At 34.4% G+C, this 25,136-nt stretch carries 20 protein-coding genes; 6 read left to right on the top strand and 14 right to left on the bottom strand.

The window, feature by feature from the left end; translation table 11 throughout:
- Positions 1-89: 89 nt before the first annotated feature.
- The 4 genes from HYY69_05225 to HYY69_05210 form a co-directional block, all read right to left on the bottom strand.
- Positions 90-839, bottom strand: a complete 750-nt coding sequence (locus HYY69_05225; GenBank protein MBI3032853.1) for a nucleotidyltransferase family protein — start codon at positions 837-839, stop codon at positions 90-92.
- A 26-nt stretch (positions 840-865) separates the two neighbouring features.
- Positions 866-1,804, bottom strand: a complete 939-nt coding sequence (locus tag HYY69_05220) for an HAD hydrolase family protein (protein MBI3032852.1) — start codon at positions 1,802-1,804, stop codon at positions 866-868.
- 10 nt (positions 1,805-1,814) lie between these two features.
- On the bottom strand, positions 1,815-2,426 hold the full coding sequence (locus tag HYY69_05215) for an SIS domain-containing protein (protein ID MBI3032851.1): 612 nt from the start codon (positions 2,424-2,426) through the stop codon (positions 1,815-1,817).
- 112 nt (positions 2,427-2,538) lie between these two features.
- Complete coding sequence (locus HYY69_05210) at positions 2,539-3,603, bottom strand: GHMP kinase (GenBank protein ID MBI3032850.1); 1,065 nt, start codon at positions 3,601-3,603, stop codon at positions 2,539-2,541.
- Positions 3,604-3,725: 122 nt separating this feature from the next.
- Between HYY69_05210 and HYY69_05205 the strand changes: the two genes are divergently transcribed.
- The gene (locus HYY69_05205) at positions 3,726-5,069 is read left to right on the top strand and encodes a glycosyltransferase (GenBank protein MBI3032849.1); all 1,344 of its coding nucleotides are present in this window, start codon (positions 3,726-3,728) and stop codon (positions 5,067-5,069) included.
- Positions 5,070-5,086: 17 nt separating this feature from the next.
- On the opposite strand, the gene HYY69_05200 is transcribed toward HYY69_05205, so the two are convergent.
- From HYY69_05200 to HYY69_05175, 6 genes are all read right to left on the bottom strand, one after another.
- A complete protein-coding gene (locus HYY69_05200) occupies positions 5,087-6,550 on the bottom strand; it encodes a glycosyltransferase family 39 protein (protein MBI3032848.1) in 1,464 nt (487 codons plus the stop codon).
- 195 nt (positions 6,551-6,745) lie between these two features.
- Positions 6,746-7,492: a polyprenol monophosphomannose synthase gene (locus HYY69_05195; GenBank protein MBI3032847.1), complete on the bottom strand. Its 747-nt coding sequence runs from the start codon at positions 7,490-7,492 to the stop codon at positions 6,746-6,748.
- Entirely contained in the window at positions 7,431-8,522 is a 1,092-nt protein-coding gene (locus HYY69_05190) for a radical SAM protein (GenBank protein ID MBI3032846.1), read from the bottom strand. Before HYY69_05190 ends, HYY69_05195 begins: the two co-directional genes overlap by 62 nt.
- Positions 8,523-8,725: 203 nt before the next feature.
- Positions 8,726-10,159, bottom strand: coding sequence for a radical SAM protein (locus HYY69_05185; GenBank protein ID MBI3032845.1), 1,434 nt, complete (start codon positions 10,157-10,159; stop codon positions 8,726-8,728).
- 341 nt (positions 10,160-10,500) lie between these two features.
- Positions 10,501-11,520: a glycosyltransferase gene (locus HYY69_05180; GenBank protein MBI3032844.1), complete on the bottom strand. Its 1,020-nt coding sequence runs from the start codon at positions 11,518-11,520 to the stop codon at positions 10,501-10,503.
- Between the two features lie 52 nt (positions 11,521-11,572).
- Entirely contained in the window at positions 11,573-13,501 is a 1,929-nt protein-coding gene (locus HYY69_05175) for a hypothetical protein (GenBank protein MBI3032843.1), read from the bottom strand.
- 85 nt (positions 13,502-13,586) lie between these two features.
- Between HYY69_05175 and HYY69_05170 the strand changes: the two genes are divergently transcribed.
- On the top strand, positions 13,587-14,738 hold the full coding sequence (locus HYY69_05170; GenBank protein ID MBI3032842.1) for a glycosyltransferase family 4 protein: 1,152 nt from the start codon (positions 13,587-13,589) through the stop codon (positions 14,736-14,738).
- A gap of 155 nt (positions 14,739-14,893) precedes the next feature.
- Here the strand turns inward: HYY69_05170 and HYY69_05165 are convergent, their stop codons facing one another.
- Both HYY69_05165 and HYY69_05160 read right to left on the bottom strand, forming a co-directional pair.
- Complete coding sequence (locus tag HYY69_05165) at positions 14,894-16,102, bottom strand: glycosyltransferase family 4 protein (GenBank protein MBI3032841.1); 1,209 nt, start codon at positions 16,100-16,102, stop codon at positions 14,894-14,896.
- A gap of 18 nt (positions 16,103-16,120) precedes the next feature.
- Positions 16,121-16,432: a hypothetical protein gene (locus HYY69_05160; GenBank protein ID MBI3032840.1), complete on the bottom strand. Its 312-nt coding sequence runs from the start codon at positions 16,430-16,432 to the stop codon at positions 16,121-16,123.
- 264 nt (positions 16,433-16,696) lie between these two features.
- On the opposite strand from HYY69_05160, the gene HYY69_05155 reads away from it, so the two are divergent.
- Together HYY69_05155 and HYY69_05150 are read left to right on the top strand one after the other, a co-directional pair.
- Entirely contained in the window at positions 16,697-17,740 is a 1,044-nt protein-coding gene (locus HYY69_05155; protein MBI3032839.1) for a GDP-mannose 4,6-dehydratase, read from the top strand.
- A gap of 8 nt (positions 17,741-17,748) precedes the next feature.
- Positions 17,749-19,755 carry a glycosyltransferase family 39 protein gene (locus tag HYY69_05150; protein ID MBI3032838.1) on the top strand — a complete coding sequence of 669 codons (2,007 nt, stop codon included), beginning with the start codon at positions 17,749-17,751 and terminating at the stop codon, positions 19,753-19,755.
- Here HYY69_05150 and HYY69_05145 read toward each other — a convergent pair whose 3' ends face one another.
- Complete coding sequence (locus tag HYY69_05145; GenBank protein MBI3032837.1) at positions 19,756-21,528, bottom strand: hypothetical protein; 1,773 nt, start codon at positions 21,526-21,528, stop codon at positions 19,756-19,758. It lies immediately after the preceding gene.
- Between the two features lie 96 nt (positions 21,529-21,624).
- Between HYY69_05145 and sat the strand changes: the two genes are divergently transcribed.
- Positions 21,625-23,355 (top strand): sulfate adenylyltransferase, encoded by a 1,731-nt coding sequence (gene sat, locus HYY69_05140; GenBank protein ID MBI3032836.1) that lies wholly within the window; start codon positions 21,625-21,627, stop codon positions 23,353-23,355.
- A 5-nt stretch (positions 23,356-23,360) separates the two neighbouring features.
- Here the strand turns inward: sat and HYY69_05135 are convergent, their stop codons facing one another.
- Entirely contained in the window at positions 23,361-24,059 is a 699-nt protein-coding gene (locus tag HYY69_05135) for a hypothetical protein (GenBank protein ID MBI3032835.1), read from the bottom strand.
- 83 nt (positions 24,060-24,142) lie between these two features.
- Between HYY69_05135 and HYY69_05130 the strand changes: the two genes are divergently transcribed.
- Positions 24,143-25,093, top strand: coding sequence for a CDP-alcohol phosphatidyltransferase family protein (locus tag HYY69_05130; protein MBI3032834.1), 951 nt, complete (start codon positions 24,143-24,145; stop codon positions 25,091-25,093).
- Positions 25,094-25,136: the final 43 nt, after the last annotated feature.

The raw sequence follows: 25,136 nt of genomic DNA, 5'->3' as shown, positions 1-25,136 counted from the left end.
TAAATGTATACAGGAAGAGAGTATGTTTCTCGTTTATATTTATTCTCATTTTTTCTTTACTATTAATGATCGTGTGAACAATATATTACTTATTTCTCTTCTCTCTCCATTTCTTTATCCTGTAATTCCTGCAAGTATTTGGTTACCTTTTCCAAACGTTGCGGAGTTCCCATGTCTTTGATATATTCATCAGTATCATAACCATATACTGATTCTCCTGCCTTGATTAATTTAGGATAGACATAATGTTCATACGTGAATACTTCATCAGTCAAATATTCAAATACTTTTGGTTCAAGTATCGTTAAACCTGCATTGGTTAGATTTTGGAATTTCTGATTTGGCTGCAAAGTTCCTTTTTTAATCATACTGGTAACTCGTGCATTTTGATCTATTTGAATTAAATCGCTGTCTTCAGGATGATCAGATTTATGGATAAGAATAGTGAGAACTGCATGATGCTTTTTATGAAACTCCATCATCTTCGTTAAATTAACATGGCAAATAACATCGCCTGAAATAAAAATAACTGGTTCTTTTTTGCTGATTAATCCCTGATCATACGCATATTTTAATGGCCCACCGCTGCCAAGAGGTTTTGGTTCATTGGAATGCTTGATTTTTATCCCAAATTTTTGTCCATCGCCAAAATACTCTTCAATCATTTCATGTTTAAAACCATTCAGCATAACAATCTCTGTTACCCCATATTTTTTTGCCCATGCTACTAAATGCTCGAGGACTGGTTTGCCTTCAATCGGCAGCATTGGTTTTGGCAGATCAATAGTCAATGGATATAATCGTGTTCCTTTGCCGCCAGTGTTGATTAAGAGTTGCATAATCTTTACCTCTGCTGTAATTAAGTTTATGAATATTGTTTAACCGTGGATGCTAATAAATCTACTTGTAAACCTACTTGTTTCGCAACTTCCTGCATAACGTCTAATACTCTCGATACATACTCTTTTTCTTGATCTGTTCCCCTTATAGCATGTGGAATATTTAATGTCACCATTGACTGCTTTGGTGAACAATAAACACCTCGAGGATTTCTCCGTGATCCATATTTTTCAATAAAAGTTAAATCCATCACCGGCAATACTTGTTTTTGTAATTTATCTAATACTTCTTCTTTAAAATCTTGCATTAACTTTCTTAAAGTATCAGGATGTAATTTATCAACAACACTTCTTACATCGTTGTCGTCAAGAACATTTATCCAAAGCGTGCCATTCTCACAACCAATTAGATAAGGATCTTGTTGAATAAAATAGTTATCACGCAAATTCTCAGGTGTTAAACCATATGCTGCCATAAAACCAGAGTCTTTATTTTGCGCTACTGAAGATCCCGTTAGTATATACGTTCTTGGTTGATCTATGCCACTACCCTTAATAAAATCTGCAAATCTATCACCTTCACTATAATTTCTTTTTGCTGTTAGAACCCCATCTCTATCAGTAAACACAACAAGATCGCGTGAATTATATCCTTGTTGCTGTGCGTGCATTTTTACATCAGCAACAATATCAAAAAAACCATCCATTACAGGATATTGAGACACATGTCCTCCAAGCTGACGAACAACCTCTTTTACTGAATCCAAAGCATTTCTAGGACACCCACGTGAAAAAACTTGAGGTATGACAAACATATCTAAGTCATTATCACCATCACCAATAACAACAACATTCCTACGGTCAATTCCACCTCTGCTGATTTTAGCTTCAATACCATCGCTTTTTCGGTAAAGAAAAGCATCAATCGCATTAGTACTCGCTGTTAAGTAAACTGTATTAGACATAATAGTACCCTCAAGTGACCTTATAGTCACTACCGATATATTCTTTAAACAATTCTTTTTCAATTAATTCGCACATGATATGACCAACCATAATATGGCTTTCCTGTATACGAGCAGTGTCTTGAGAGGGAACATTAATAATCAGATTTAGTTTATCTTTATGCTCTGCAACAAGCTTTCCACCAGTTAATCCTGTCCACAACACGGTGTAAATCCCTTTCTCGCATGCTTTTTTGACAGCGTTAATAATATTAATGGAATTACCTGAAGTAGTAATTGCGATCAGTACATCATTTGGTTTCACTAATGATTCGATCTGCCGGGAAAAAACATAATCATAACTGCTGTCATTGCCAATGGCAGTGATAACTGAAGTATTAACATTTAATGCTATCGCATCCAGCATTGGCCGGTCAAAATATTGCTTATTGACAAGTTCTGCAACAATGTGCTGAGCATCTGATGCACTGCCGCCATTGCCAAATAAAATTAATTTGCCACCTTTTTTATAACTCTCTATAACTTTCGTTGTAAGCTGCTCAATCTGAGGAACAAGTTTATCTAAAACTGCTTGTTTGACAGCAATACTCTGCTTAATTCGCTCTCCAATAATTGATTGCATTTTTGATGAGTCCATAGTGAGTATGTTTTCTGTGTTATTATTAAAGTTTATTATAATTAGGCTCTGCTCCGAATGTATTGCTACGCAATACATTCGGAGCAGAGCCTATAACCTAACCATATTCAGTAATTTCCCTATCTTCACGATTTAATTCCCATGTTTGCAAACCTGAAGTTTCAAAGCTGAAATCAACGACTTTTGCACCTGCTTCTTCTAATTTATTTGCTACAATCTGTTCAGTGTTTGATTTGCAGTAAAACATCATGCAACCGCCTGAACCTGCACCAGTGATTTTTGCGCCTAAAGCGCCATGTTTGATTCCTACGTCATATAATTCATCAATATGCGAATTTGTGGCTTGAGGAGTGAGCAGTTTTTTTTCTTCCCAACCTTTAGCTAGCAATCTTCCAAACTCATCTAATTTTCCTGACATTAATGCATGATACATATCATACGCTGCCTGTTTAATCGCATCAAGATGACGCTGTTTTTCTTCTTTTAAATGCGATTGCTGTTCTTTCATCAGTAATTCCTGCATACCACCTGATGCCAGCCTTTTTCCTACGAAAGCAAGCACGATATGTTTTTCCAATTCAAGCAATGAATGATGAGGAATTTTAACTGGTGAAACTCTGACAAAATTATTGCCTTTAAATTCTATAAAGTTAAACCCGCCAAATGCTGCAGCATATTGATCCTGCCTGCCGCCTTTGTTTTTTATTTCTTCGTTTTCAACTTTAAATGCTAATTCAGCAATTTCATAACTATTTAATTTATCCTTTGTTCTGAGATGATTAAACAACCCAATCATTGCTACTGCAACGCTTCCTGATGAACCAAGCCCTGTATTTGGCGGAACGTCAGATCTTAAAAAAAGCTCAAAACCAAAATCAGGCTTCATTAATTTGATCACTGCCTTAATTAAATCCAAATCACCATTATATTCAATGTTGTTAATATCTGCAAAAGTATATGTTTTTTTATAGTCTGTTGAGATTATTTTAATTGATTTATCTTGTTTAGGAATCAACGTGCCATAGACATATTTATTGATCGTTGTACTAATGACAGCTCCGCCTTTTTCTTCAGTGTATGGAGATAAATCTGTTCCGCCACCGCCAAAACTCAGCCGGACTGGCGCTCGTGAACGTATGATTTTAGTAAATATATTGCTCATGATTATCGCTACCTCACCCGTTACTTAGAATAAGTAGTTATTTTATAAATCTTGTTCTAGTATGGGCTGTGAAGCCCATACCGAAACAAGATTTATAAATGATACCCCTTTGCCAAAAATAGATGGCAACAACGGTAAAAAAAACTAAAGATATAATTTCTACCAAAAGAAAACAACAAACAGTTTTTTCTGCAAGAACCTTAGTCATGCTGCCAACCTATAATGAACGCGAAAATATAGAGAACATTGTTCCTCAAATTCTTGCTCAGAATGAACACCTTGGTATTGTGATAGTAGATGATTCCAGTCCTGATGGCACCGGGCAACTTGCAGATGACTTAGCAAAAAAACATACCGGAAGAATTTTTGTTATTCACCGGAAAAAACGAGGAAGAGGTTCTGCAGGGATTGACGGCTTTAAATTTTGCCTTAAACAGGATGTTGATTGTATTATTGAGATGGATGCTGATTTCTCCCATGATCCAAAAGATATTCCTCGTATGCTTGAAGCTATAAAAAACTGCGATATTGTTGTTGGAAGCAGAAATGTTCCTGGCGGCAAACAACTGCGATGCACTATGTTTCATCGCTTTATCAGCTCTGTCGCAAATATCTATAATCGAATTCTTTTAGGACTTCCTGTTAAGGATAATACAGGAGGATTTAAGTGTTATCGTAGATCTGCTCTTCAAAAAATAAATCTTAATTATCTTATTTCAAAAGAATATTCGATTGGCGCAGAGTTATTATTTAGAGCACGACAACGAAAATTACGCATAAAGGAAATTCCTATTGTTTTTAGAAATAGAGTTTATGGTGAATCTAAAGGAACCTGGGCTGTGATTGTAAATTATCCTTTAACCATTCTTAAACTGCGTTTTATTTCTTTTGTTGACAAAGTGAGAGAACATGTCCATTATACTCGTTATGGAATTGTTTATAATCTTATTAAAGAAAGCAAAGAACATAATCACCCTGTTTTATTGGATATTGGCTGCGGAAGACCCTGCGACAGCATGGAAGACGGCAGTTTTGTTAAGTTTATTACAAAAAAAGGATTTCATGCGCAAGGATTAGATATCCGAACTGACATGACTATTGATTTTCCCTTTAACCAAGGAAGCATTTATCAGATGCCTTTCAAAGATAATCACTTTGACGTCATTGTTGCCATGGAAATTTTCGAGCATATTGATGAACCTGAAAAAGCAATCTCTGAAGTAAAACGGTGTTTGAAAAAAAACGGTATTTTTATTATGTCATCGCCAACTGATTCCTGGTTTCAGAAAACATTCTGGTGGTTTTGGGAGAGAACCTTTGGAGGACAATGGCATGAAACACATGTTCATGTTATGACACCTCAGAAATGGGTTCAGTTATTTAAAAAATATTTTACTATTAAACGCTTTATCCACTATTGGAGAGGCATGGCATTTATTATTAAGATGATTAATTCTAGAAAATAAATTATTAAATAAATAATTTAACTTAAAGCATCCAAAGAAACTGTTACTTTAGGCAGCATTTCTATCCCTAATTTTCTCAGGTAGATATTTGATAACACCCCAAGAGCAAGAAATATGATGACGTGCAGGACAACGAGGGTTATAACTACCTTTTTATTGATGATGGCATTGTATTTTTTTTGGTAATAACGATTAACAACCTGAGCTGTATAGGTTACTAAGGGAAAAAAGATAATCATCATATAACGATTTGCTGGTCTTGTAAATGACATAACAACCATGGACACCACGATCCATAACGAGAGAAATCTATTAAAGTTATTTTTCTCATGGACTATTATCATAAGGAAATTAATAAATAACAATTCCCCTAATAAAAGAATGAAATAAAATCCTATGGTCAAATAAGTTACAGGGATATATTTCTCAAGCCAACCAAGATTCATTTCCCCCCGGATACCAAGAGGATTTAATTGTGTGTGGACAACGTAAAATAATACTGAATGCAATACCAGCAGACCAATAAATGCAATGATAAGATTTTTCTTATTTTTCTCACTCTTAAAAAAAGATAATTTGACTATGCGGTGATAAAGATCAACCAAGAGAAATAATGAGACTACACCAGCAAATAATCCCAACCATAACAAATACGATGAAAACTGGGGAATACTATATTTCCATGCTTCATAAAATAATGAATCATGCCATTTTGCTGGAATAAGACTGCCATATTTTGTTTTTATCCAGATTATCATGGGAAGCACCATGGCAACAGAGATTAACCCATAAAACAATGATATTTTTATCAGAGGATATAGTTTCTCTCTATTCCATGTTCTTATATCTGACCAGGTACATTTAAGAAGGATGAAAAGATATATGCCTATAATTGGATAAAGGATAATAGCATTGTACTTGATAAGAAATGCAATTCCTAAACAAAGCACTCCGAAGATATCGTATTTCCAAACAAGCTTGTCTTTTTGCTGTTCACGACCGAGATAGAAAAGTACTAACGCAAGTGTTGCAAAAAATACAAAAGGAACATCAGCAACAACATACTTCCCATAAACCATAAACATCGGATGAACAGCTAGTAAGAGCATTGCAAGAAGGGCAGTTTTTGGGTTAAGTATTTTACTCACAAAAAGAACCACTATCATAAGAAATAAAATGCTTATAGTAAATATATAGGTTCTTGAGGCAACTACCAAATCATTTTTGAATATTCCTTTGATGAAAGCAATAGGAATGAAACTAGTATGAGGAGAAGCGCTTGATTCATAAAAATAATTTATATGAGTTTTATCTTCTGAAAAAACATCTAATGCCACTTGCGCATGTTTTCTCTCATTGTAAGCAAATTGATTGTTAAGAAAATAAGCATTTGAGCCAATAAAAAGAAGCAGGATTAAGATAAATAGCAATGTATGCTTGTCTATAGCAAACCATTCTTTCATGTTCTTCTTAACATCCATAGATATGTCTCATTATCACTTATTTATATACTTTTTAGTTTATAGGCTCTGGTGAAAATCTCGGCATAGCCTCGGTTTTGGCATCAGTTCGGCTTTTGATGGATTTATTTTATTGGATTTTTCTCTCTGGCACTCTGAAAAATCCTCACTTATGAAATTAAAGAACCTCACAAAGAGATGCCAAAAACTACATTTTCACCGGAGCCGTTTATACCAATATAATCTGCCTAATTCCTGAAGATAACGCATATTTTCTTTAGTATTTAACTTACTTTGACCAAATTCTCGATTCCTGAAGAGATAGGGCACTTCTTCAAAAGTTTTATAATTTGTTTTTACAAATATTTCTAAACCTATCTTATAACCTTCAGTTCCTAAGTCTATTCCTTTAAGAAGATCTTTTTTAATGAAAAACAATCCAGACATCGGATCATGGATTTTAGTTAAAGGACTTGCCAACAATGTTGCAATTCTGCTCATTAATTTTCTATGCCAAGGCCAGACTTCTACACCGCCGCCTTGAACGTACCTACTTCCCACCGTAAGTTCTGCTTTGCCTTTTAGAATGGGTTCAATCATATTGGGAATAATTTCAGGAGGATGGCTTAGATCTGCGTCCATAACACCAACTATTGAGCCTTTTGCTTGTTTAAAACCTGCAACAACTGCAGTTCCTAATCCTAGCTTTCCTTGACGATGAAGAGCAATAACACGGTATTTTTTACCCTGATATTTTTTTGCTAAATCATCAATGACTTTACCAGTACCATCAGGGGAATTATCATCAACAATAATTATCTCAAATTTACAATAAGCATACAAATGCTTATTGTAAATTTGAGATAACTCGTCAACTAAAAGAACTATATTTTTACGTTCATTATACGTGGGAACTACGACGGATACCGTACAATTTTCCTTCTTCAACTGCTTTTTGGGCATTTTGCTGCTCTTTCTTTTGTTCAAGCATATCAACTCTCATCACATCACAGCTTCCACAAAAAGCTGTTTCATGTTCTCTGAATGATTTAAATGCATCATTATTCCATATATCATGTAACTCTCCTGTATTTAAATCTCCCATTTCAGTGTTCGGGAGCAAGCAACAAGGAGTCACTTTTCCATGAACATTAATATAACAATAATCATAAGTTTTAAGGCATGTTTTTCCACCGCGATGCAAATATTTTTTTAATTTTTTGTAAGCAAATCGCGCAATACCTGAAAACATCCCTCCTTGCACACAATCAACCTGAATGTTATATTCTGTTCCTAGTGATTCTGCTTTATCCAATATAAACTTTTCTTCTTCCAGATTAGGCCGATCAAGGTTTGGATCAAAACTAAGGTTTAATCTGCCAAGATTAACTGCATCACAGCCAGTTTTTCCTGCCCATTTGATTACGTCAAATATATCTTCACTATGATTTTTCTGGAGCATGGTTTGCAGAATAATTTTAGGATTCTGCTGATTTTTCTCTTTTCGCAACCTGATGAAATCCTCAATTCTTTTTAAAGCCACTTTATTCAAATGCGCCCAGTCATTTTTTGGATCCATATTAATAGAATCTATAGAAAAAGTAATTTCATCAACACCCGTAGCAATAATCGGCTCGACAACATCCTTCCTGATAAGAACTCCATTCGTCGTAAATTTAGTGATTAATCCTTTTGATTTTGCATAACTTAAACATTCAATCAAATGTGGATGCACTAATGGTTCGCCCCAGCCTGTTAAAGAAATCTGTTCAACACCAACTGCTGCAATTTTATCAATATATAATTTATATTTTTCGAGCGGCATGCTGACAAATTTAACATTCAGCACTTCCCTCGGGCACATTTTGCATGACAGATTACAGTCATTCGTAATTTCAATTTGAACATAGGAAGGAAGTTCTGGAACTAGATACAGCAGCCTTCTTACTGTTTCAACAGCAATGTTTTTCTTGCCTAAAGTAACTGACATCATTCCACCGTTTTATATTGTTATATTGGATATATCATGCGCAATATATGTTGGAGAAAAAAATAATATTATTGGCAGGCAAACCGCTTTTACTGCGGTAAAAGCTCGGCATGATACATGCCGTTTGCGCCAATATTATTTTTTCTCTCCTTCAAGTTATCCCATAAGCTACGAGTAATACTACTGATTATATACAATCTCTATGTTTATTTGATTAGTTTAAGTAAGGTTTTTGCTCCTTCTTTGAAGCCTTTAATTGTTTTAGTTTTTCTGATCTGCTTGACAATAACACTTGGCCTTAAATAAAATTCGCGGTTTGCTTGTTTTGTTAACCTTTCTAAATCTTCCGGTGTTAAATATTGATGCTTGATCAATGAACGCTTTGCTGGATTAAGATTTTCGTAAATGCGCTCGTCTTTTGCATTTTCTGTAAGCCAACCTTTTTCTTCACAATGCTTTTCAAATTCCGTTCCTGGAAAAGGCGTTGCAATCGAAAACATACAGTAATCAATCGGCAATGCTTTGGTCTTTTTTATCGTTGCTATGATTGATTCCTTAGTTTCATTAGGGGAAGTTCCAAACATAATATTGACTTTGGGCGTAATGTTATATTTATTCAATAACTCTATTGCTTTGTAGATAGATTCTACGCGCATCCCTTTTTTAATATAATTAAGCACTTCTTGATCAAAACTTTCAACACCTATGTCAATATATTGACAACCACTTTCAGCCATTGCTTTTACAATATCTTCATCACATAAGCGATCAGCTCTTGCAAGAACACCATATTTGATGTTAAGTTGTTTTAAGCCATTGAGCATTTTCAATGTTCTTTCTTTTTCCCAGACAAACTGATCATCAATAAATGAAAATTCTTGATATCCTTGAGCAACTAATTGCTTTACTTCTTCAAGCACTGCTTCAGGAGAGCGTTTTGTTACTGGAGGCTTGCCTTTGTTAAACCGCTTCCATTCTAATTCCCTTGCCCAGCTTACTGAATTAGGAACACAATAATAGCATTGATATGCGCAACCACGCGTTGTTAAAATATTAGTATATTTTTTACCACTCATTTTAGGGTTTGCATATCCATGCTTATCCAACCACCGAGCAGGAATTGGCAGCTGATCTATGTCTTTGATGATACCTGCTGTTTCGTTTTCAAGCAGTTTGCCTTCCTTAAGATAACTTATTCCTTTGACTTCTTCGATTGGTCTACCTGCAACAAGATCGCGAATAATATAATCTGCTTCGCCTCGCGCAATAACAACACGCTCATCAAAAAGGAATTTTTCTGGCGTATAAGTTGGGTGCGGACCAAAAAAAATGATACCTGCTGAAGGAATCTGCTCTAATAATTTTTTGGCAATTCCTAAATCAATATTTGTTGCTAAAATAGGCGTGTGAAAAATATAATAATCTGCTTTTTGCTCAAAGAGCTTTTCATAGAATTCACTCCAGGTATAATTAGGATCGTCAATAATTTCAACATTATGTCCTTCTTTATCCAGAAGAGCAGCTACCGTTAATAACCCCAGATTTGGCATAGGATAGTTAGTAAATGAACAGCCAAATGAGCGTTCAGGACGCCTCCCCTCAATATTAGGAGCAACGGCAAATATAACCTTTTTAACCATATTGATCACCTTTGTTTTAAGGCATAAAACAGCATAGTTATTTAAATATTTAGATTTAGGTTATAAGCGTTTAAAATTGATAAAATCAACTTTATAGCCATTAATAATATTAAATAATTACATGGATAAGGTCATATTCTTCGATGATATAAGGGAGGTATCATGAATAAAGTATTGTCCACAAATTAGTACGTAATAAGTCTTCTATGGTTTTAGCGCCGGTTCAGCTCCAAAGTGATTTAAATATTGGATTTTTCTCTCTGGAACTCCGAAAAATCCTCAACGTAAAGATAGAAAAGCTTCACAAAAGTAGGCGCTAAAACCCCAGACTTATTACGTACCTAAAATACTAGCTTCATCACATACCTTGCTGCTGCGTAACACCACGCAGTGTTTCTAAGAAGAATAAATAGAGGAAATAGTATAAATGATACGTCTTCACGCTTAATAAGGATTCTTAATGTTTGAGGTATTTCTAATAACATGAGAAATGCAAGAGGAATAAGGCTGATTTTCATAAGTATGCTTGAAGTAGTTGCTCCAAATGTTAGATAGAAAAGCAGCCCTAAGCCTAAAAATGCATAAAATAATCCTGTTAAAGGCACTTGCATGAACATAAACCAATTTGCTACATCGTCGCCTGTTTTTTTTTGCGGATATTTATTAAGAAGCTGTAAACGCGCATATGCTACATCATATTGTTGTTTTAAATATCCCCCTAATGTTTCTTTCCAATAATGTTCACAAGAGATTGTTTTAAGCAGTTTTAACTGATAGCCTTTTTTTCTTAGTTTGTAGCTAAGATCAACATCATAACCATAATAGAATTTTTCATCAAATAAACCAACTTCTTCTAATGCTTTTTTCCGATAAGCAGTGTTACACGTACTAATATGTTCTACATAATCGCTGGTTATGTTATCATAACGATCTTCTAATTCAGCGCCCATGAAATTAGCCCAGAGATTTTCTTTGTTGCCGGTATAAATATAACCTGCAACTGCGCCTAATTTCCTGTTTGTTCTGAATTGCTTAACTACTTCTTTAATCCAATTATTAGAAATAACAGCATCACTATCAATAGAACAAACAATCTCACCTTTTGCTTTTTTGATCCCTAGATTTGTGCTTATTGCAGCTCCTTTTTTCATTGATTTTGGTTTTTTGATAATTTTAATAGAGAGTTTATGCTGGTAGGTTTCAACGATTTCTAAGGTATGGTCAGCAGAATTATCATCTATGACTATCACTTCTAAATGTGGATAGTTATTTGCGATAATAGCATCTAAAACACTTGCTATTTTTTTATGAGCGTTGTAAGAAGGAATTACTATTGAAACTAATGGTTGCTTTGATGCCATAGCTTATCCTAGAGATTACTTATTTATAAAATTTAAGAAAAAAAGAAAAAAATTATTTCTTTACACAACCTGTAGATGGATTACAGGAATTCACACTATCACCGCACCATTTATTAGTTTCTGTTATGTAAGCCTTACCAGAGTCACTGCAACTAAAAGTATAATAATAGGCATTTGTATAGGATTTACCGGACCAATCTTTCTGAGTGTCAAAGTAACAACCTTTTAGTTTCTCATCTTTATCACAGAGCTTTCCTGATGCATCAACAAATAACCATTTTCCTATTTTTAATCCGTCTAAAGAGCAGTAGGAACTATACTGGTTGAAAGGTAGAGCCACATTGCTCTGCGTCGTATTAAGCATAATTTTAGTGCTAGAGCCAAGAGGTAAACCTTTTTCAGTGCATGTTTGATAACAACCAGGTTTGCTACCAATTGTGTCACATACTCTTGATGGAGAACCGCTCCATTCAGGGATTGTACAGTCAAGCTTATTCGTTGTTTTTTCATTAGTACAACTATTTATGGTTTGATTGACTAAGATATTCCCTTCACAATGTAGTGAATCAGGAACTAAGTCTAAAGTGCAACATCCAACTTTACCTTTTGCTGGATTATCATTACAAGAACCTGGTGTACTGCCGCAATACTGATTTCCATATGAACCAGCTGTAGTACATACTAAAGTTTGATTTATAGCAGCATCACATACCCATGAATTTAATTTTTCAGTACAGCACCCAACTTTGCCTTTTGATGGATCATCATTACAACTTTCGGGAGAGAAACCACAGTTATTTGAACCATATATGTACCACCCACTTGATAGTTTAGTACATTTATTAAGTTTAACTGGTACACAATCAATCTTGCCATTAGATAATGTTCCACAGGTTTGAGGAGATTTACTGCTGCAATCATATTTCTGGACAACTTCTTGACCTGTACATGAACTTACCGATACATTAACCCATGAATTACCATCGCAGGTTACTGATTTACTCGTCAGTTGACAACATCCCAAGGTGCCTTTTGCTGGATCATCATTGCATACTGGTGTATTCATATTTGCATACCATGACAAATCATCATTATTCGCACACATTTTAGTGCCATAATATGAACCACCCCATTGACCTTTAGTGCATTTAGGCGGAGCTAAACACTTACTGGTATCAGGACCAGAACAGTCAGTTTTACAAGAAGTTACTGTTCCTGTTGTTCCTGTCGGGCAACTAGTAGGTTGTAATTGAGTTCCATCACATACTTCTCCAGTTTCAAGGAAGTTATTGCCGCAAACTGATTTCTCCAAACTTGGATCAGCTAAAGCTGTGTCTAAACATTTCTGGTTTGCATTGACAAATGCCTGCAGGTCATTGGTGTTTACGTTTCCATCACCATCAACATCACAGGTCTTTCCTGAAGGACATGATTGTTTTTTCATAACTATTTGAATAAGAAAATCACTGTCTTTTTTACCAACCCAACCATCACCATTATAATCAAAATTAGGATTACACTCAAGTTTTTTACTACCACTGCCACCACTGCCACCTGAAGGACTTCCACCTGAAGGCACTGCTGAAGAGGGTTGTTCTTTAGGCTGTTCACTTGGTTGTGGAACTGGTGGAGTAGGTTGCTGCTCCTGAGATTTTTTCTCCTGAGACTTTTTATAATTTGCTTGAAAGGTCTGTAATGCTTTTTGTTTTCCGCTAGCTGACATTTTATTTAATTTATATACCCATGCTTTACTGACACATACATTACTATAACACACTTCTTTTACATTTCCGCAATCTGCATCTGCTTGGCACGACATACCTATCGCTAGACCAGTAGGACTAGAAGAATTACTCGTATTTGACCCTGTAGAATAAACAGCAATAAGAGTAATCAATAATAACGCAACAATCGCTCCAATCGGAGTGTAAAGAGATTCCTTTGAATTTGCTTCTGAAGAATTCATTGACTTTTTTACCATTGAAATACACCTCTAATTATGGTTTATATATAAACCATACTTTGAAAAAACATATTTATAAAGATTTCGATTAACCCTTATAACCATGAAGGTTATAAGGGTTATTGAAACATTTTATCCAAATGTAACAGGTCCTGTTAATCAAGCTTATCAAATTTCTCTTAGACTTGAACAACAAGGAATACATTCTCCTATTACAACAACCACCTTTAAAGCGAAAGATGCTCCTGAATGTGAACATTATAAAGGGGTTTCTGTTGAACGATGCAAACCATGGTTTAGATTTTTACAATATATTATAACACCGAGCATGATATCTGTGTTTAAGAACACTGATATTATTCATGCTCATAATTATAGAAGTTTTCAAACAGATCTCAGCTTTGTTATGGCAAAATTATTGAGAAAACCCTTTGTGCTGAATACCCATGGTGGGTTGTTAGGGTATGACAAATATTTGAAAAATAGTTGGGTTAAACTGCCGTATAGATTATATGATGTCCTGACTATGAAAATGGTAGCAAAAAAAGCAGATGCTGTTATTGTTTCATCGCATTTCGAAAAAAAAGAAGCACTAAAGTATGGCGTTGCTGAAGATAAAATACAGGTTATTCCTATGGGAATTGATGCACAACAATATTATGTTGATAGAACTAAAAGAAAAAATAAAATATTGACCCTGCTGTTTGTTGGGAGAATATCAAGAAATAGAAATATTGCACCATTGATTAGAGCTATGTCTTTATTGAAGAAAGAAGCTATTGTTCTTCGGATTGTTGGAGAAGAAATTGTTAACAGCGCAACTGATAAACCTGGCTATCTTGATGAAATGAAAGAACTCGTTAAGGAGCTTGATGTAGGTGAGAACATTACGTTTGCTGGACTTAAATATGGCAAAGAATTAATTGATGAATACAAAAAAGCTGATATATTTGTTTATACTTCATTATCTGAAAATTTTGGACAAACTATTCTTGAGGCTGGTGCATCTGGATTAGCATTAGTTTGCACGCCCGTCGGCATAGTCAATGATATTGTTGAAAATGGCAAAAATGGTTTTGTTGTTAAAGATGAACCTGAACAAATTGCGAATAGAATTCTTCGTTTAAGAATTAGATCATTACGCCTTAATTTAGGAAAAGCTATTCAGCAAAATGTTGAGAAAGAATATGACTGGAAAAAGATCATAGAAAAATATATTGGTGTGTATAATAAAGTTCTTAAAAAAGGTACGTAATAAGTCTTCTATGGTTTTAGCGCCGGTTCAGCTTTTCAAGCATATATCAATTGGATTTTTCTCTCTGGAACTCCGAAAAATCCCCAAAGTGAATTTAAGAAGAGCTTCACAAAAGTAGGCGCTAAAACCCCAGACTTATTACGTACTAAAAAAGCTTAAACATTTTTTATGGCAATTTCATATAACGTTTCAAAATACTTCCCCCATATATGATCTTTAAGATATGTTGGAGGTTTTTCCTTCACCTTCATTGTTAATGCTTTGTTCATTGCCTGAGTGAATGCTTCAACATTTGGATCTGCAAGAAACACTAAGGGATCTGTCAAGACTGGCTCTTCTGCTTCAGTTGTCCAAACAACTTTCTTTCCTAACGCTAATGCCTCATACGGCGGAATTCCGGACGTTGTCCAGCTTGGAAATGCAAAAATATCACAGCCTGCAAGATGATCATAATATTCGTTGTCTGGAATAAAACCAAGAAATTTGATTTTTTCTTTATGCTTCAATGTTTTATGGATGTTATCTAACCGTTCTTTATCTGGACCTTTGCCGCCTATTAAGAGAACAACATCATTGTTTTTATCGTTGTATTTTTCTGCAACATGGTCAAATGCCTTGATTAAAACATCAATTCTTTTTCTTGGATCTAATCTGCCAATATTCATAATAATTTTTGTTTTTTTATTAATATGGTATTTTTTCCTGATATCAACCTTTGGCTGATAGTTAAATAATTTTTTGTCAAGACAACCTCTCACCACTATCGAATATTTGTTATATAATTCTTCAATTTCCCATGCAATCTGTTTTGTTAATACGACTATTGCCCGCGCTCTTTTAACAGCAATATAATCGAGAACTGCAACTAGGTTATTGAAGATTTTTTTCGTGAAAGTATTCTTGATTTTTTCTGGAACAAATTCTTTATGACCTTGGACTGAATTTCTAATACGATGAAAACAATTTTTATGAAGAAGAGTATATTTGAGTTCTTCGTTTTCAAGCCAGAATAAAGAACCATGAATGTAGCTGATGTAAGGAATGTTTAAACCATATGATGCTAAGAATACATACATACAATCGAGTGATGATGATGCAATAATTAAAGCTGGTTTTGTTTGCTTCAAATAATTTCTCAATAACTTTATTCTTTGAATATATGAGCAGTTGCTGATCTCAGTAACTGCAAGATGCTGATAGTTTTCAAGAATATCTTTGTCCAAAACAAAGGTTGCAACATTTGTTGTTATTTTTTTTTCTTTTTGAAAATAGGAAGCTGCTTCTAATAAAACACGCTCCTGACCTCCTAAGCCAACTAATCCATTGGTGAAGAATAGTACGTTGGTGAGTTTTTTACCTTGCATTGATTATTAAAGAATGAACTATTTTATAAAAGTTAGTTTCATACAGACTTTAATAGCTCCTGAATCATAACAAATTTCATCAGGATTGCAATCAACATCTGATCTGCATTGTTTAGGCATTGGTTTGGGTGTCATACCTGTTGCAACTGACATTCCCGTAATATCACCTTGAGAAACTGAACCTGTAAAGTCAATGGTGAGTAAGGAAACTATTATAATTATACCTATGAATAGCGGCAATGCTTGGAATAGCCATCTTTTATTATTGCCTGATTTATTATCTTGAAGCTGTTGTTTTGATTGAAGGTTATTAAGTGATTCATCTACCATGTTACTACCTCATTATCATAGCATCTTGTTTTACTTATTAAAATACTTTTTGGTAGGGCTCTGTAGAAAATCTCGGCATAGCCTCGGTTTTGGCATCAGTTCGGCTGTTAAAGAGTATATTTTATTGGATTTTTCTCTCTGGCACTCCGAAAAATCCCCACATATAAACGTGAAGAGCCTCACCAAAAGATGCCAAAAACTACATTTTCTACAGAGCCAACTTAGAGGAAAAATTTAAAAGGGTCTTGGTACTTTTGCTGGAATATGGGTAAAAAAGCACTTATTACGGGAATAACAGGCCAGGATGGAGCTTATTTAGCTCAACTGCTCTTGAAAAAAGGATATAAAGTGTTTGGAACGTATAGAAGAACATCTACACCAAATTTCTGGCGCTTACAAGCATTGGATGTTTTTGAAAAGGTTACCTTGATTCCTGCAGATTTAGCAGATATGGCATCGCTGCTTGAAGCAGTATCTGTTTCACAACCTGATGAAGTTTATAACTTAGCTGCGCAAAGCTTTGTTGGCGCAAGTTTTGACCAACCATTATTAACAACAGAAATTGATGGTTCTGGTTCATTACGATTACTGGAGATTATCAGGCATTTGAATAAAAACATTCGGTTTTATCAGGCATCAACTAGTGAATTATATGGCGCAACAGAGATCACACCTCAGCATGAACATACTCCTTTTATGCCGAATTCTCCCTATGCTGCTGCAAAATTAATGTCATTTCATAATACGCGAATTTATCGGGAAGGATATGGATTGTTTGCCTGCAACGGCATATTGTTCAACCACGAAAGTGAGCTTCGAAGTTTAGAATTTGTGACCAGAAAGATCAGCAACGGAGTTGCGCGGATTAAATTAGGATTGCAAAAAGAACTTGTCCTTGGTAATTTAGATGCGAAGCGCGATTGGGGATACGCACCTGAATATTGCGAAGCAATGTGGAAGATGCTCCAGCTTGACAAACCAGATGATTTTGTTATTGCAACTGGTGAAACACACACGGTAAAAGAATTTGTTGATGAAGCATTTAAGGTTGTTGGTCTAAATCCAACTGATTATGTAAAAACATCGAAATTGCTGATACGACCAAAAGAAGTTAATGTCCTCCAAGGTAATGCTCGAAAGTTTATGGAGAAAACTGGATGGAAGCCAAAAACTACCTTTAAAGAACTTGTTTCAATTATGGTTACTGAAGATTTACGCAGATGGAAATTACATCTTCAGGGCAAGCCATTTCCCTGGGATGCGCCAAATTACCCTGATACAATGAATGTATTACAAAGAAGTAAATAATTTGCACTATGTTCAAAAAAATATCTCTTTGGTATGCACTGGTTTTGTTTCTCTGTTTTATTGTTTATCCGTGGTGGTTGTTAATAGACTCATTCCCTAAAGGAATGGTTATAGTTAATATAATATTAGTATTGATTATAGGAGGATATTATATTCTCAGAGAAATGTTTCAAGATACTAGACGAGTTACTGTTCTTCCTTCAAAAAAGAAAGAAAAAAATACCCACTGCAGAATTTTACTCCTCGTAGTATTGTTTTTGCTGTTGTTAGGAATTCACGCTTATAGCCTTTCATTTCCCATTCAACCGAGTGATGACGAGCATTTTCATGTAAGCAAAGGAGTTTATTTTGCTGAAAGTATTAGGTTAGTAGTTATGTATTTGATTCAAAATTATTTGTTTCAAGTGATTGTTAGTTTATTGTTTCTGTTGGGTATTGGCTATCTCCTGATAAAAAATAAGGACTACCTTCAAGATCGTTGGAAAAAATTGAAAATCTCTTCAAAAATATTCTTTGTTTTTTGTGGAATACTCACGGTTAATGTCTATGTTATCACTTTGCGTCTTTTGTTTGAAAAAGTTGGTTTAACAGTTTTTGGATCTTCTGACCCGGCATCATTATTAGGATGGCTTATTCGATTTCCACCCCTTGGAACTATCACTAATGGCTTTGTTAGTTTACTCGGTTTTGAAGAAGTTTTTTTTGCAAGAGTTATCCAACTAGTATTCTTATTTTTTGCTGCACTTTATCTCTATAAACTTCTCAGCTTATTTATTGATAAAGAAACTGCCGCGATAAGCAGTATATTATTTTTATTTGTTCCTGGCATTTTTTACTTCAGCAATCTTGCCTTTATGACCGGTGGAGAAGTTTTTTTCCTTCTTGCAGCAAGCTATTATTTTGTTAAATATATTCATACGTATCTTACTCAACAAAAGCATGCACTCCACGAATTAGGATTATTATTTCTCTTGCTGTTACTTGGAGTTTTCTATAAAGAACCTGTTTTGTTTATAGTACCTGTTTTTGCAGTAAGTTTAGTTTTTGAATACAGCATTCTATATCAATGGAATTGGGAAAAGAGCAGACAAGTTTTTAAAGAGTTCAAAGCATTTTGGCTGCTGACCTTATTAGTGTTGGTATTTGCAGGAGTATGGATTATTATTAGGTCAACATTTTTTACTTTAACTAACTCACAGCAGCAGTACCTTGTCTTCCTGAAACTATTTTCATTCAATACTTGGATAAAGTACCTTGCCCTTTTTCCAGAACTACTCACCTGGCCGCTGTTACTATTGTTTCTGTTAAGTGTTGTATACTTTTTAACCATGCATTTTAAAAATATATTTTTAGATAAAGATTTTTTTGCTGTTAGATTTTCGCTGTTATGGATTTTGATACTGCTTAGCATCTATGTTATGTATAACTGGCGAGAGCCTGTACTTCGGTTTATAGTGGTACTTATTCCACCTGTTGTCGTGTTATTAAGCATTTTTATTTTTAGATTATGTTCTTCTCTTTTGCTTCGAAGAATAGTGTACAGTATTTTCCTCTTCATGGTCATACTTTATAGTATGGCCATGACCTATCAACATATTGAAGATCATTATTGGCCGTATGATGAATTGTATCAGTATATCGGAGAAGATGTTTCGCCTGATCAAAAAGTGCTATTTCTCATCCAGCATATCGACTTTTATCGTGTCCATTATGGAATTGATACTCCAATTATACGACTTCAACAAATACCATACGCTGCTTTAAAATCTGAAACAGCGTTTATCAAATTTTTAGATGATAATAACGTTACCTATGTTGCTGTTGCAGATAGTAATAATCTGGTTTATACTCCTGCTTCATTTACTGAACCAGATGAATTTTCTGAGCAATTTTACAAACCTCAGAGTTTGTTTTTTGAAAATCTTAATAATTCAGTTGATATGTTTGCTCTTGAGAAAGAATTTGGTAGTAAAAATAACAGATTGTTTCTGGTTAAAGTTCTTAATAAAAAATAGTTAAGATGTGCAATTCCAGTCTACTTTCCATACTTGTATTTTATTTTGCTCTGAGATAGATCCCGTATTATCAAATAAATCAAAACACTTAAAATGAATATGATCACTAAAAAGCATCATCTTATTAAACATGCTATTTACCAGTATTGGATCCATATAAAAATTGTAGTAGTTCCTATTTCGATCCAGGTATATTGAAACACCAAGCATCTCATCTTCTTTTGTTGTAAAAAATGTTTTATTTGAGTATTCTAAATTCTCCACAGTGTAGTTACCATCTTCATCTATAAATGAACTAATTATAGAATATACTTTATCGCCATTTATTTTTGGTTTATACACTTGATGTTCAGTGAGATTTACCATCAAAGCATCCAGACAAACAAAATTATTATCTATTTTTTTACAAAGATTAAGGAGCGGCCTATAACTGTACCATGGAGCGATCCATGCAGTAGCTTTATCACCAGAGCTATACGATTTTATTTGTGTATAAGTTTCTTCAGCTTGTTCTTTCGTAAGTGCCATATCCTCTCGCATAAAGGTGACAGCTTCTTCTTTCATGTTCTTATTCGTTAAATAGATTACTTGAGCGCGTGAGAAGTTCCAGCTGCCAAAATGCGCCCAAGATGATGATTTAGGAATCATATCGGAACTGACGATAAGATAATTTTCTGGCGGCTGGCAATGGGTGTATTGCAGAATATGTTCAGCTTGTTGTTCAGATAAATCTTGTTGAAGGAGGTACTTCTTCGCCTCATTCTTTGATAATAAAATAATATGATCAACAACTTTTTTAGTTTTGACTTGATCATGGTTAAATAGTTGCTCTAACTCATCAAATGCTACTGTCGCACCACACGCAAGCATTCGTAAAATACCAACACTTTCTTTTTCATTATCAGTTAATAATAGTTTTCCTATCCAATGCGCTTGTGGAGAATTCTGATTTCCCCCATCTAACGTTGTAGCTCGATCACCAATTGCTTTAAAAAAATGCCCAAAATCCCACCACGAAGTAATAATTGCATCAGGAGCAGACTTATCTTTGATGTTGACAAGAATGTTGTACCATTGATCGTTTACCAAAATAGCTTTTGTCTCAGAGTGGATAGTTACAGACGTTTGTTTAAATGGGTGGATTAATAATATCAACAATAATACCAAAAAAATAATAACGACTAAAACCTTGGTAACTATTTCAGAAAGAAAGAACTTCTCTTTTGAAAAAGAAATCAGTCCTGGAACAAATAATTTATAGATAGTACTCACTGTTATTCCAAACAAGAGCACTAATGGCAAACCTGCGGATATATAGGTATCATAATATTTTCCTTCATATGCTACATTACGATCATAACCATGATCAATATAATTTCTTGCAAGCCTATACCAATGCCAAGGATCTACCTCTAATAGATAGGTATGCCCAGTATCATCCTGAAAATTATCTTTGTATTTCTTTGATTGTTGATAAATAACTTGATCAATTTCACTCTGGTGTTGTTTAAGATATTCATCATATTGTTTTTTGATCAATACGTCTTTATTTTCTTGAGGCAGAGAAGAGTATTGTTTATCCACTGCTTTCGAGATTTGGTTTTTCAACCCTAACAGAACATCGTCTTCAGCTTTTTCATCAATAAATGGTAAATAAGCAGGCATGACCCTAAGATACATGCTCAAGATAATTGGTATCAACAAAAGAAGCAAGAAAGAATACTTTTTATTCCATGTTATAGCAGATGCATCTTGTTTTATATCTTCACTCATAAATAACAGCTCGTTACTAGTGCAAAACTTAGTTAGATATATATGTTTTTTCTAACAAAGGCAATCTTTTTAAAACAACTAATAATTCTCTTAGATATGCATAATCATACACCGAAAGGCACTGTTATTTGGTTTACTGGGTTAAGCGGAGCTGGGAAAACAACCATCTCACGCTTCATAAGTGAGAAGCTTAAAAGACATGCTATTGCCCATGTTGTATTGGATGGAGATGAGGTACGTAAAGTGCTGTCTCCTGACTTAGGATATTCTCCTGAAGATAGAAAAAAACATCTTCAACGGGTAACGTATCTTGCAACAACTCTTGCTCAAAACAATCAGCTTGTGTTAGCAGCTTTTGTTTCAGGAGATAGAGAAGTTAGAAAAACTATTAGAAAGAATATTGAGACTGCAGGAAAATTTATAGAGGTTTATGTTAAATGCCCTTTTCAAATTTGCGCTGAGCGAGATCCTCAAGGACATTATAAAAAAGTGCAACAAGGAACTATGACTAATTTTGTTGGCGTTGATCAACCATATCAAGAATCTGATCATCCGGAGCTTGTTCTAGAGACTGATAAACTTCCTGTTGAAGAATCTGCCCATCATATATTGGAATATCTTAAACAACAAGGAATCCTTGTCAATAATATTACTGCTTCAAATAATAATAATATTTCTCTTCAGGCACATGGAGGGAATCTCGTCCAAGGGTTTATGGATGATAAAAAGAAGAAAAATATTCTTTCTCAGCTTACTAATTTTAAACAGCTTATCATTGGCAGAGACTCTATTCTTGACGCTGAAAATATTGCGACAGGGGTGTTTAGTCCCTTACAAGGATTTATGAATAAAGCAGATTACGAATCTGTTGTTGAAAAAGGAAGATTAACCAATAATGTTCCCTTTACTATCCCCATAGTACTTCCAGTTCCTCAAGAACAAGCGCAACAATTTCATAAGAAAGATCAGGTGATTCTTCGAGCAGAAGATACAACACCAATTGCCTTGTTAGAAGTGGATGATATTTTTACTTATGATAAACAAAAAGAAGCTCAGCAAGTGTATGGCACAACAGATGTTAATCATCCCGGAGTAAAAAGGCTTTTCAATAGAAGCAATATCCTTATTTCAGGAAAGATAGAACTTATTAATCGCTATCCGATTGGTGATTTTCAAGGGTTTAATTATGATCCCATGCAAACGCGAAAAATGTTTGCTGAGAAAGGATGGAAAACCATTGTTGGTTTTCAAACAAGAAACGCGCCTCATCGCGCTCATGAACATTTGCAAAAAACAGCGCTTGAACATGTTGATGGATTGTTTATTCAACCATTAGTAGGATGGAAAAAACCTGGAGATTTTTCACCACGAGTTATTATCAAAGCCTATCAGCATGCTGTTGCTCATTTTTACAATAAAAACAGAGTTGTCTTTGGGATATTAACGACAGCTATGCGTTATGCAGGTCCTCGAGAAGCAGTATTTCATGCGATTATTAGGAAAAACTTTGGCTGCACACATTTTATTATTGGCAGAGATCATGCAGGTGTTGGCAATTATTATGCTAAATATGCTGGCCACGCGTACGCCGACTTGTTTTCAGATTTAGGGATAACTATTATGAAACTTCATGGTCCATATTATTGCAAGAAATGCGAAAATATTGCTACTGAACATACTTGCCCTCATGATCAAGAGCATCACCTTGTCATTTCAGGAACAGAAGCGCGAAAAATGTTATTGAAGAAACAATTTCCCCCTAAAGAATTTATGCGGCCTGAAATTGCCAAAATAATTATGGATGATCCAGAGAGTTTTATTGAATAAAAAATTTATTTTTTATGTTTTACTGCTTCATCAATAATTTTCTGCATTACTTCAACGGTTTGAATAGGATTCTGACCGATTGCAGTTTCTTCAGACAACATAACATAATTTGTACCATGATACACCGCAAAAAATACATCTGAGACATCAGCGCAATTCGGCTTATGGGAAGCTAATGTTGACATCATCATTTCAGTTGCTGTAATCACTGGCTTGTTTTGCTTATTGCATTCTTTTAAGATATTTACTTGAGCAATAGGCACTTTTTCAAAACCTATTGCAGTGCCTAAATCACCGCGATCAACTAATAACATATCAGCTGCAGCTACAATTTCCGGCAAATATTGCAATGCTTCCTGCGTTTCAATTTTTGCAACTATTTTTACATTACTCCCTTCAAGCCTTTTTCTCATAGCATGAACTTCTTCTGCACTTCGCACATATGACAAGCCAATGTAATTAAGTTTTTCTTGAATAGCAAGGTTAATTAACATATCATCAGTTAATGTTTTTTGGCGTGGTTTTTTTCTGTCACCTGGGATGTCTAAAAGAATAGGTTTCTTAATTTTCTGCCTCACTACTTTAAACGTATCATAATCCAACCATGAACCATTAAATCGCACCAAGCCTAGTTTTTCATTAAGGATGTTTAATACGTTTTCATTCCATGAAGCTGGACCAATTGTTCCTACTATATGTACCATGTTATACGCTTATCGAATATTTGATTGATTTATATATGTTTAGTTTAAGAAAATATTTAAACTCACCTTTAATTTCCATTAAAATGATAAGCTTGCGAGAAGTTGTTGAACGAACTCAGCTCCCTAAAGAAAAACAGTCGTTTTTTATGTATTATTATTACCGAAGGATTTCTCGCTATATTACGTGGGTGTTAGTCCACACATCAGTAACACCTAACCAAGTCACTTTTGCTGAGATTTTTACTGGCATTCTTGCAAGCGTATTTCTTGCATTTCCTGATTACACGCTGAATATTATTGGAGCAATTCTCCTGCAGTTATGGTTTACTATTGACTGTGTTGATGGAGAAATTGCACGTTTTAGAAATTTATCTTCCCAGCGGGGAGGGTATCTTGATGGCATGGGAACAAACATCATTAGAGTGACTGTTTTTCTCGGATTAGGATATAATGCTTTTGTCAGATATGATTCACCTAATTCACCTCTGCTTTTTTTAGCGGGAATTATTATTTTTTCATCTATCCTGGTGTATAATTCATTTTTAATGTTAAAATACAGCTGCCTTGTTCAAGAACTTATCAAGGTGAAAACAATCCCAGCATTATATGAAAAATATCACTTACCTAAAAAACCAAGCTTTGAACAATTGTATAAAGCAGGATTAAGTTTTGGATTTTTGTATAAAACTCCTTCCTCTACTAAGAAAACAAAAACAAATGTATATAGTGATCATCAACCATTTATAAAAAAATGCGGAAGTATTATTTTTAAGACTATCTCAACACTGTTTTATTTTAATACTATTAATTTTTTTATTTTAATATCTGCTTTGTTTGGAAGCTTTAAACCATTGCTTTTATTTTATGCGTTAACGTTTCCTATACTTGTGTTGATTAGCTTTTTTTATCAATATTTTTATGGTTTTCATAGTTTTATGAAACAATACAGTGAAACGCTGTATAGCTGCGGTGAAGAAAAAACAATAGATACTCATCCTAAATCCAGAACATCTAAAACAGCTTATGATAGGTAATAAGTCTTTTTCAGTGTACGTAATAAGTCTTCTATGGTTTTAG

It is taken from the genome of Candidatus Woesearchaeota archaeon, from assembly GCA_016192995.1.
Taxonomy (GTDB): Archaea; Nanobdellota; Nanobdellia; order Woesearchaeales; family DSVV01; genus JACPTB01.
The sequence above is the reverse complement of the archived record's forward strand: the minus strand, read 5'-3'. Positions and strand labels throughout refer to the sequence as shown.

Excerpts from the sequence above, each read along its gene's own strand:
- HYY69_05205 (MBI3032849.1), top strand. The coding sequence starts at position 3,726 with ATGGCAACAACGGTAAAAAAAACTAAAGATATAATTTCTACCAAAAGA.
- HYY69_05180 (MBI3032844.1), bottom strand. The coding sequence starts at position 11,520 with ATGGCATCAAAGCAACCATTAGTTTCAATAGTAATTCCTTCTTACAAC.
- HYY69_05195 (MBI3032847.1), bottom strand. The coding sequence starts at position 7,492 with ATGCCCAAAAAGCAGTTGAAGAAGGAAAATTGTACGGTATCCGTCGTA.
- HYY69_05145 (MBI3032837.1), bottom strand. The coding sequence starts at position 21,528 with ATGAGTGAAGATATAAAACAAGATGCATCTGCTATAACATGGAATAAA.
- HYY69_05170 (MBI3032842.1), top strand. The coding sequence starts at position 13,587 with ATGAAGGTTATAAGGGTTATTGAAACATTTTATCCAAATGTAACAGGT.
- HYY69_05175 (MBI3032843.1), bottom strand. The coding sequence starts at position 13,501 with ATGGTAAAAAAGTCAATGAATTCTTCAGAAGCAAATTCAAAGGAATCT.
- HYY69_05165 (MBI3032841.1), bottom strand. The coding sequence starts at position 16,102 with ATGCAAGGTAAAAAACTCACCAACGTACTATTCTTCACCAATGGATTA.
- HYY69_05160 (MBI3032840.1), bottom strand. The coding sequence starts at position 16,432 with ATGGTAGATGAATCACTTAATAACCTTCAATCAAAACAACAGCTTCAA.
- HYY69_05130 (MBI3032834.1), top strand. The coding sequence starts at position 24,143 with ATGATAAGCTTGCGAGAAGTTGTTGAACGAACTCAGCTCCCTAAAGAA.
- HYY69_05210 (MBI3032850.1), bottom strand. The coding sequence starts at position 3,603 with ATGAGCAATATATTTACTAAAATCATACGTTCACGAGCGCCAGTCCGG.
- HYY69_05215 (MBI3032851.1), bottom strand. The coding sequence starts at position 2,426 with ATGCAATCAATTATTGGAGAGCGAATTAAGCAGAGTATTGCTGTCAAA.
- HYY69_05135 (MBI3032835.1), bottom strand. The coding sequence starts at position 24,059 with ATGGTACATATAGTAGGAACAATTGGTCCAGCTTCATGGAATGAAAAC.
- HYY69_05150 (MBI3032838.1), top strand. The coding sequence starts at position 17,749 with ATGTTCAAAAAAATATCTCTTTGGTATGCACTGGTTTTGTTTCTCTGT.
- HYY69_05200 (MBI3032848.1), bottom strand. The coding sequence starts at position 6,550 with ATGGATGTTAAGAAGAACATGAAAGAATGGTTTGCTATAGACAAGCAT.
- HYY69_05155 (MBI3032839.1), top strand. The coding sequence starts at position 16,697 with ATGGGTAAAAAAGCACTTATTACGGGAATAACAGGCCAGGATGGAGCT.
- HYY69_05185 (MBI3032845.1), bottom strand. The coding sequence starts at position 10,159 with ATGGTTAAAAAGGTTATATTTGCCGTTGCTCCTAATATTGAGGGGAGG.
- sat (MBI3032836.1), top strand. The coding sequence starts at position 21,625 with ATGCATAATCATACACCGAAAGGCACTGTTATTTGGTTTACTGGGTTA.
- HYY69_05190 (MBI3032846.1), bottom strand. The coding sequence starts at position 8,522 with ATGATGTCAGTTACTTTAGGCAAGAAAAACATTGCTGTTGAAACAGTA.
- HYY69_05225 (MBI3032853.1), bottom strand. The coding sequence starts at position 839 with ATGCAACTCTTAATCAACACTGGCGGCAAAGGAACACGATTATATCCA.
- HYY69_05220 (MBI3032852.1), bottom strand. The coding sequence starts at position 1,804 with ATGTCTAATACAGTTTACTTAACAGCGAGTACTAATGCGATTGATGCT.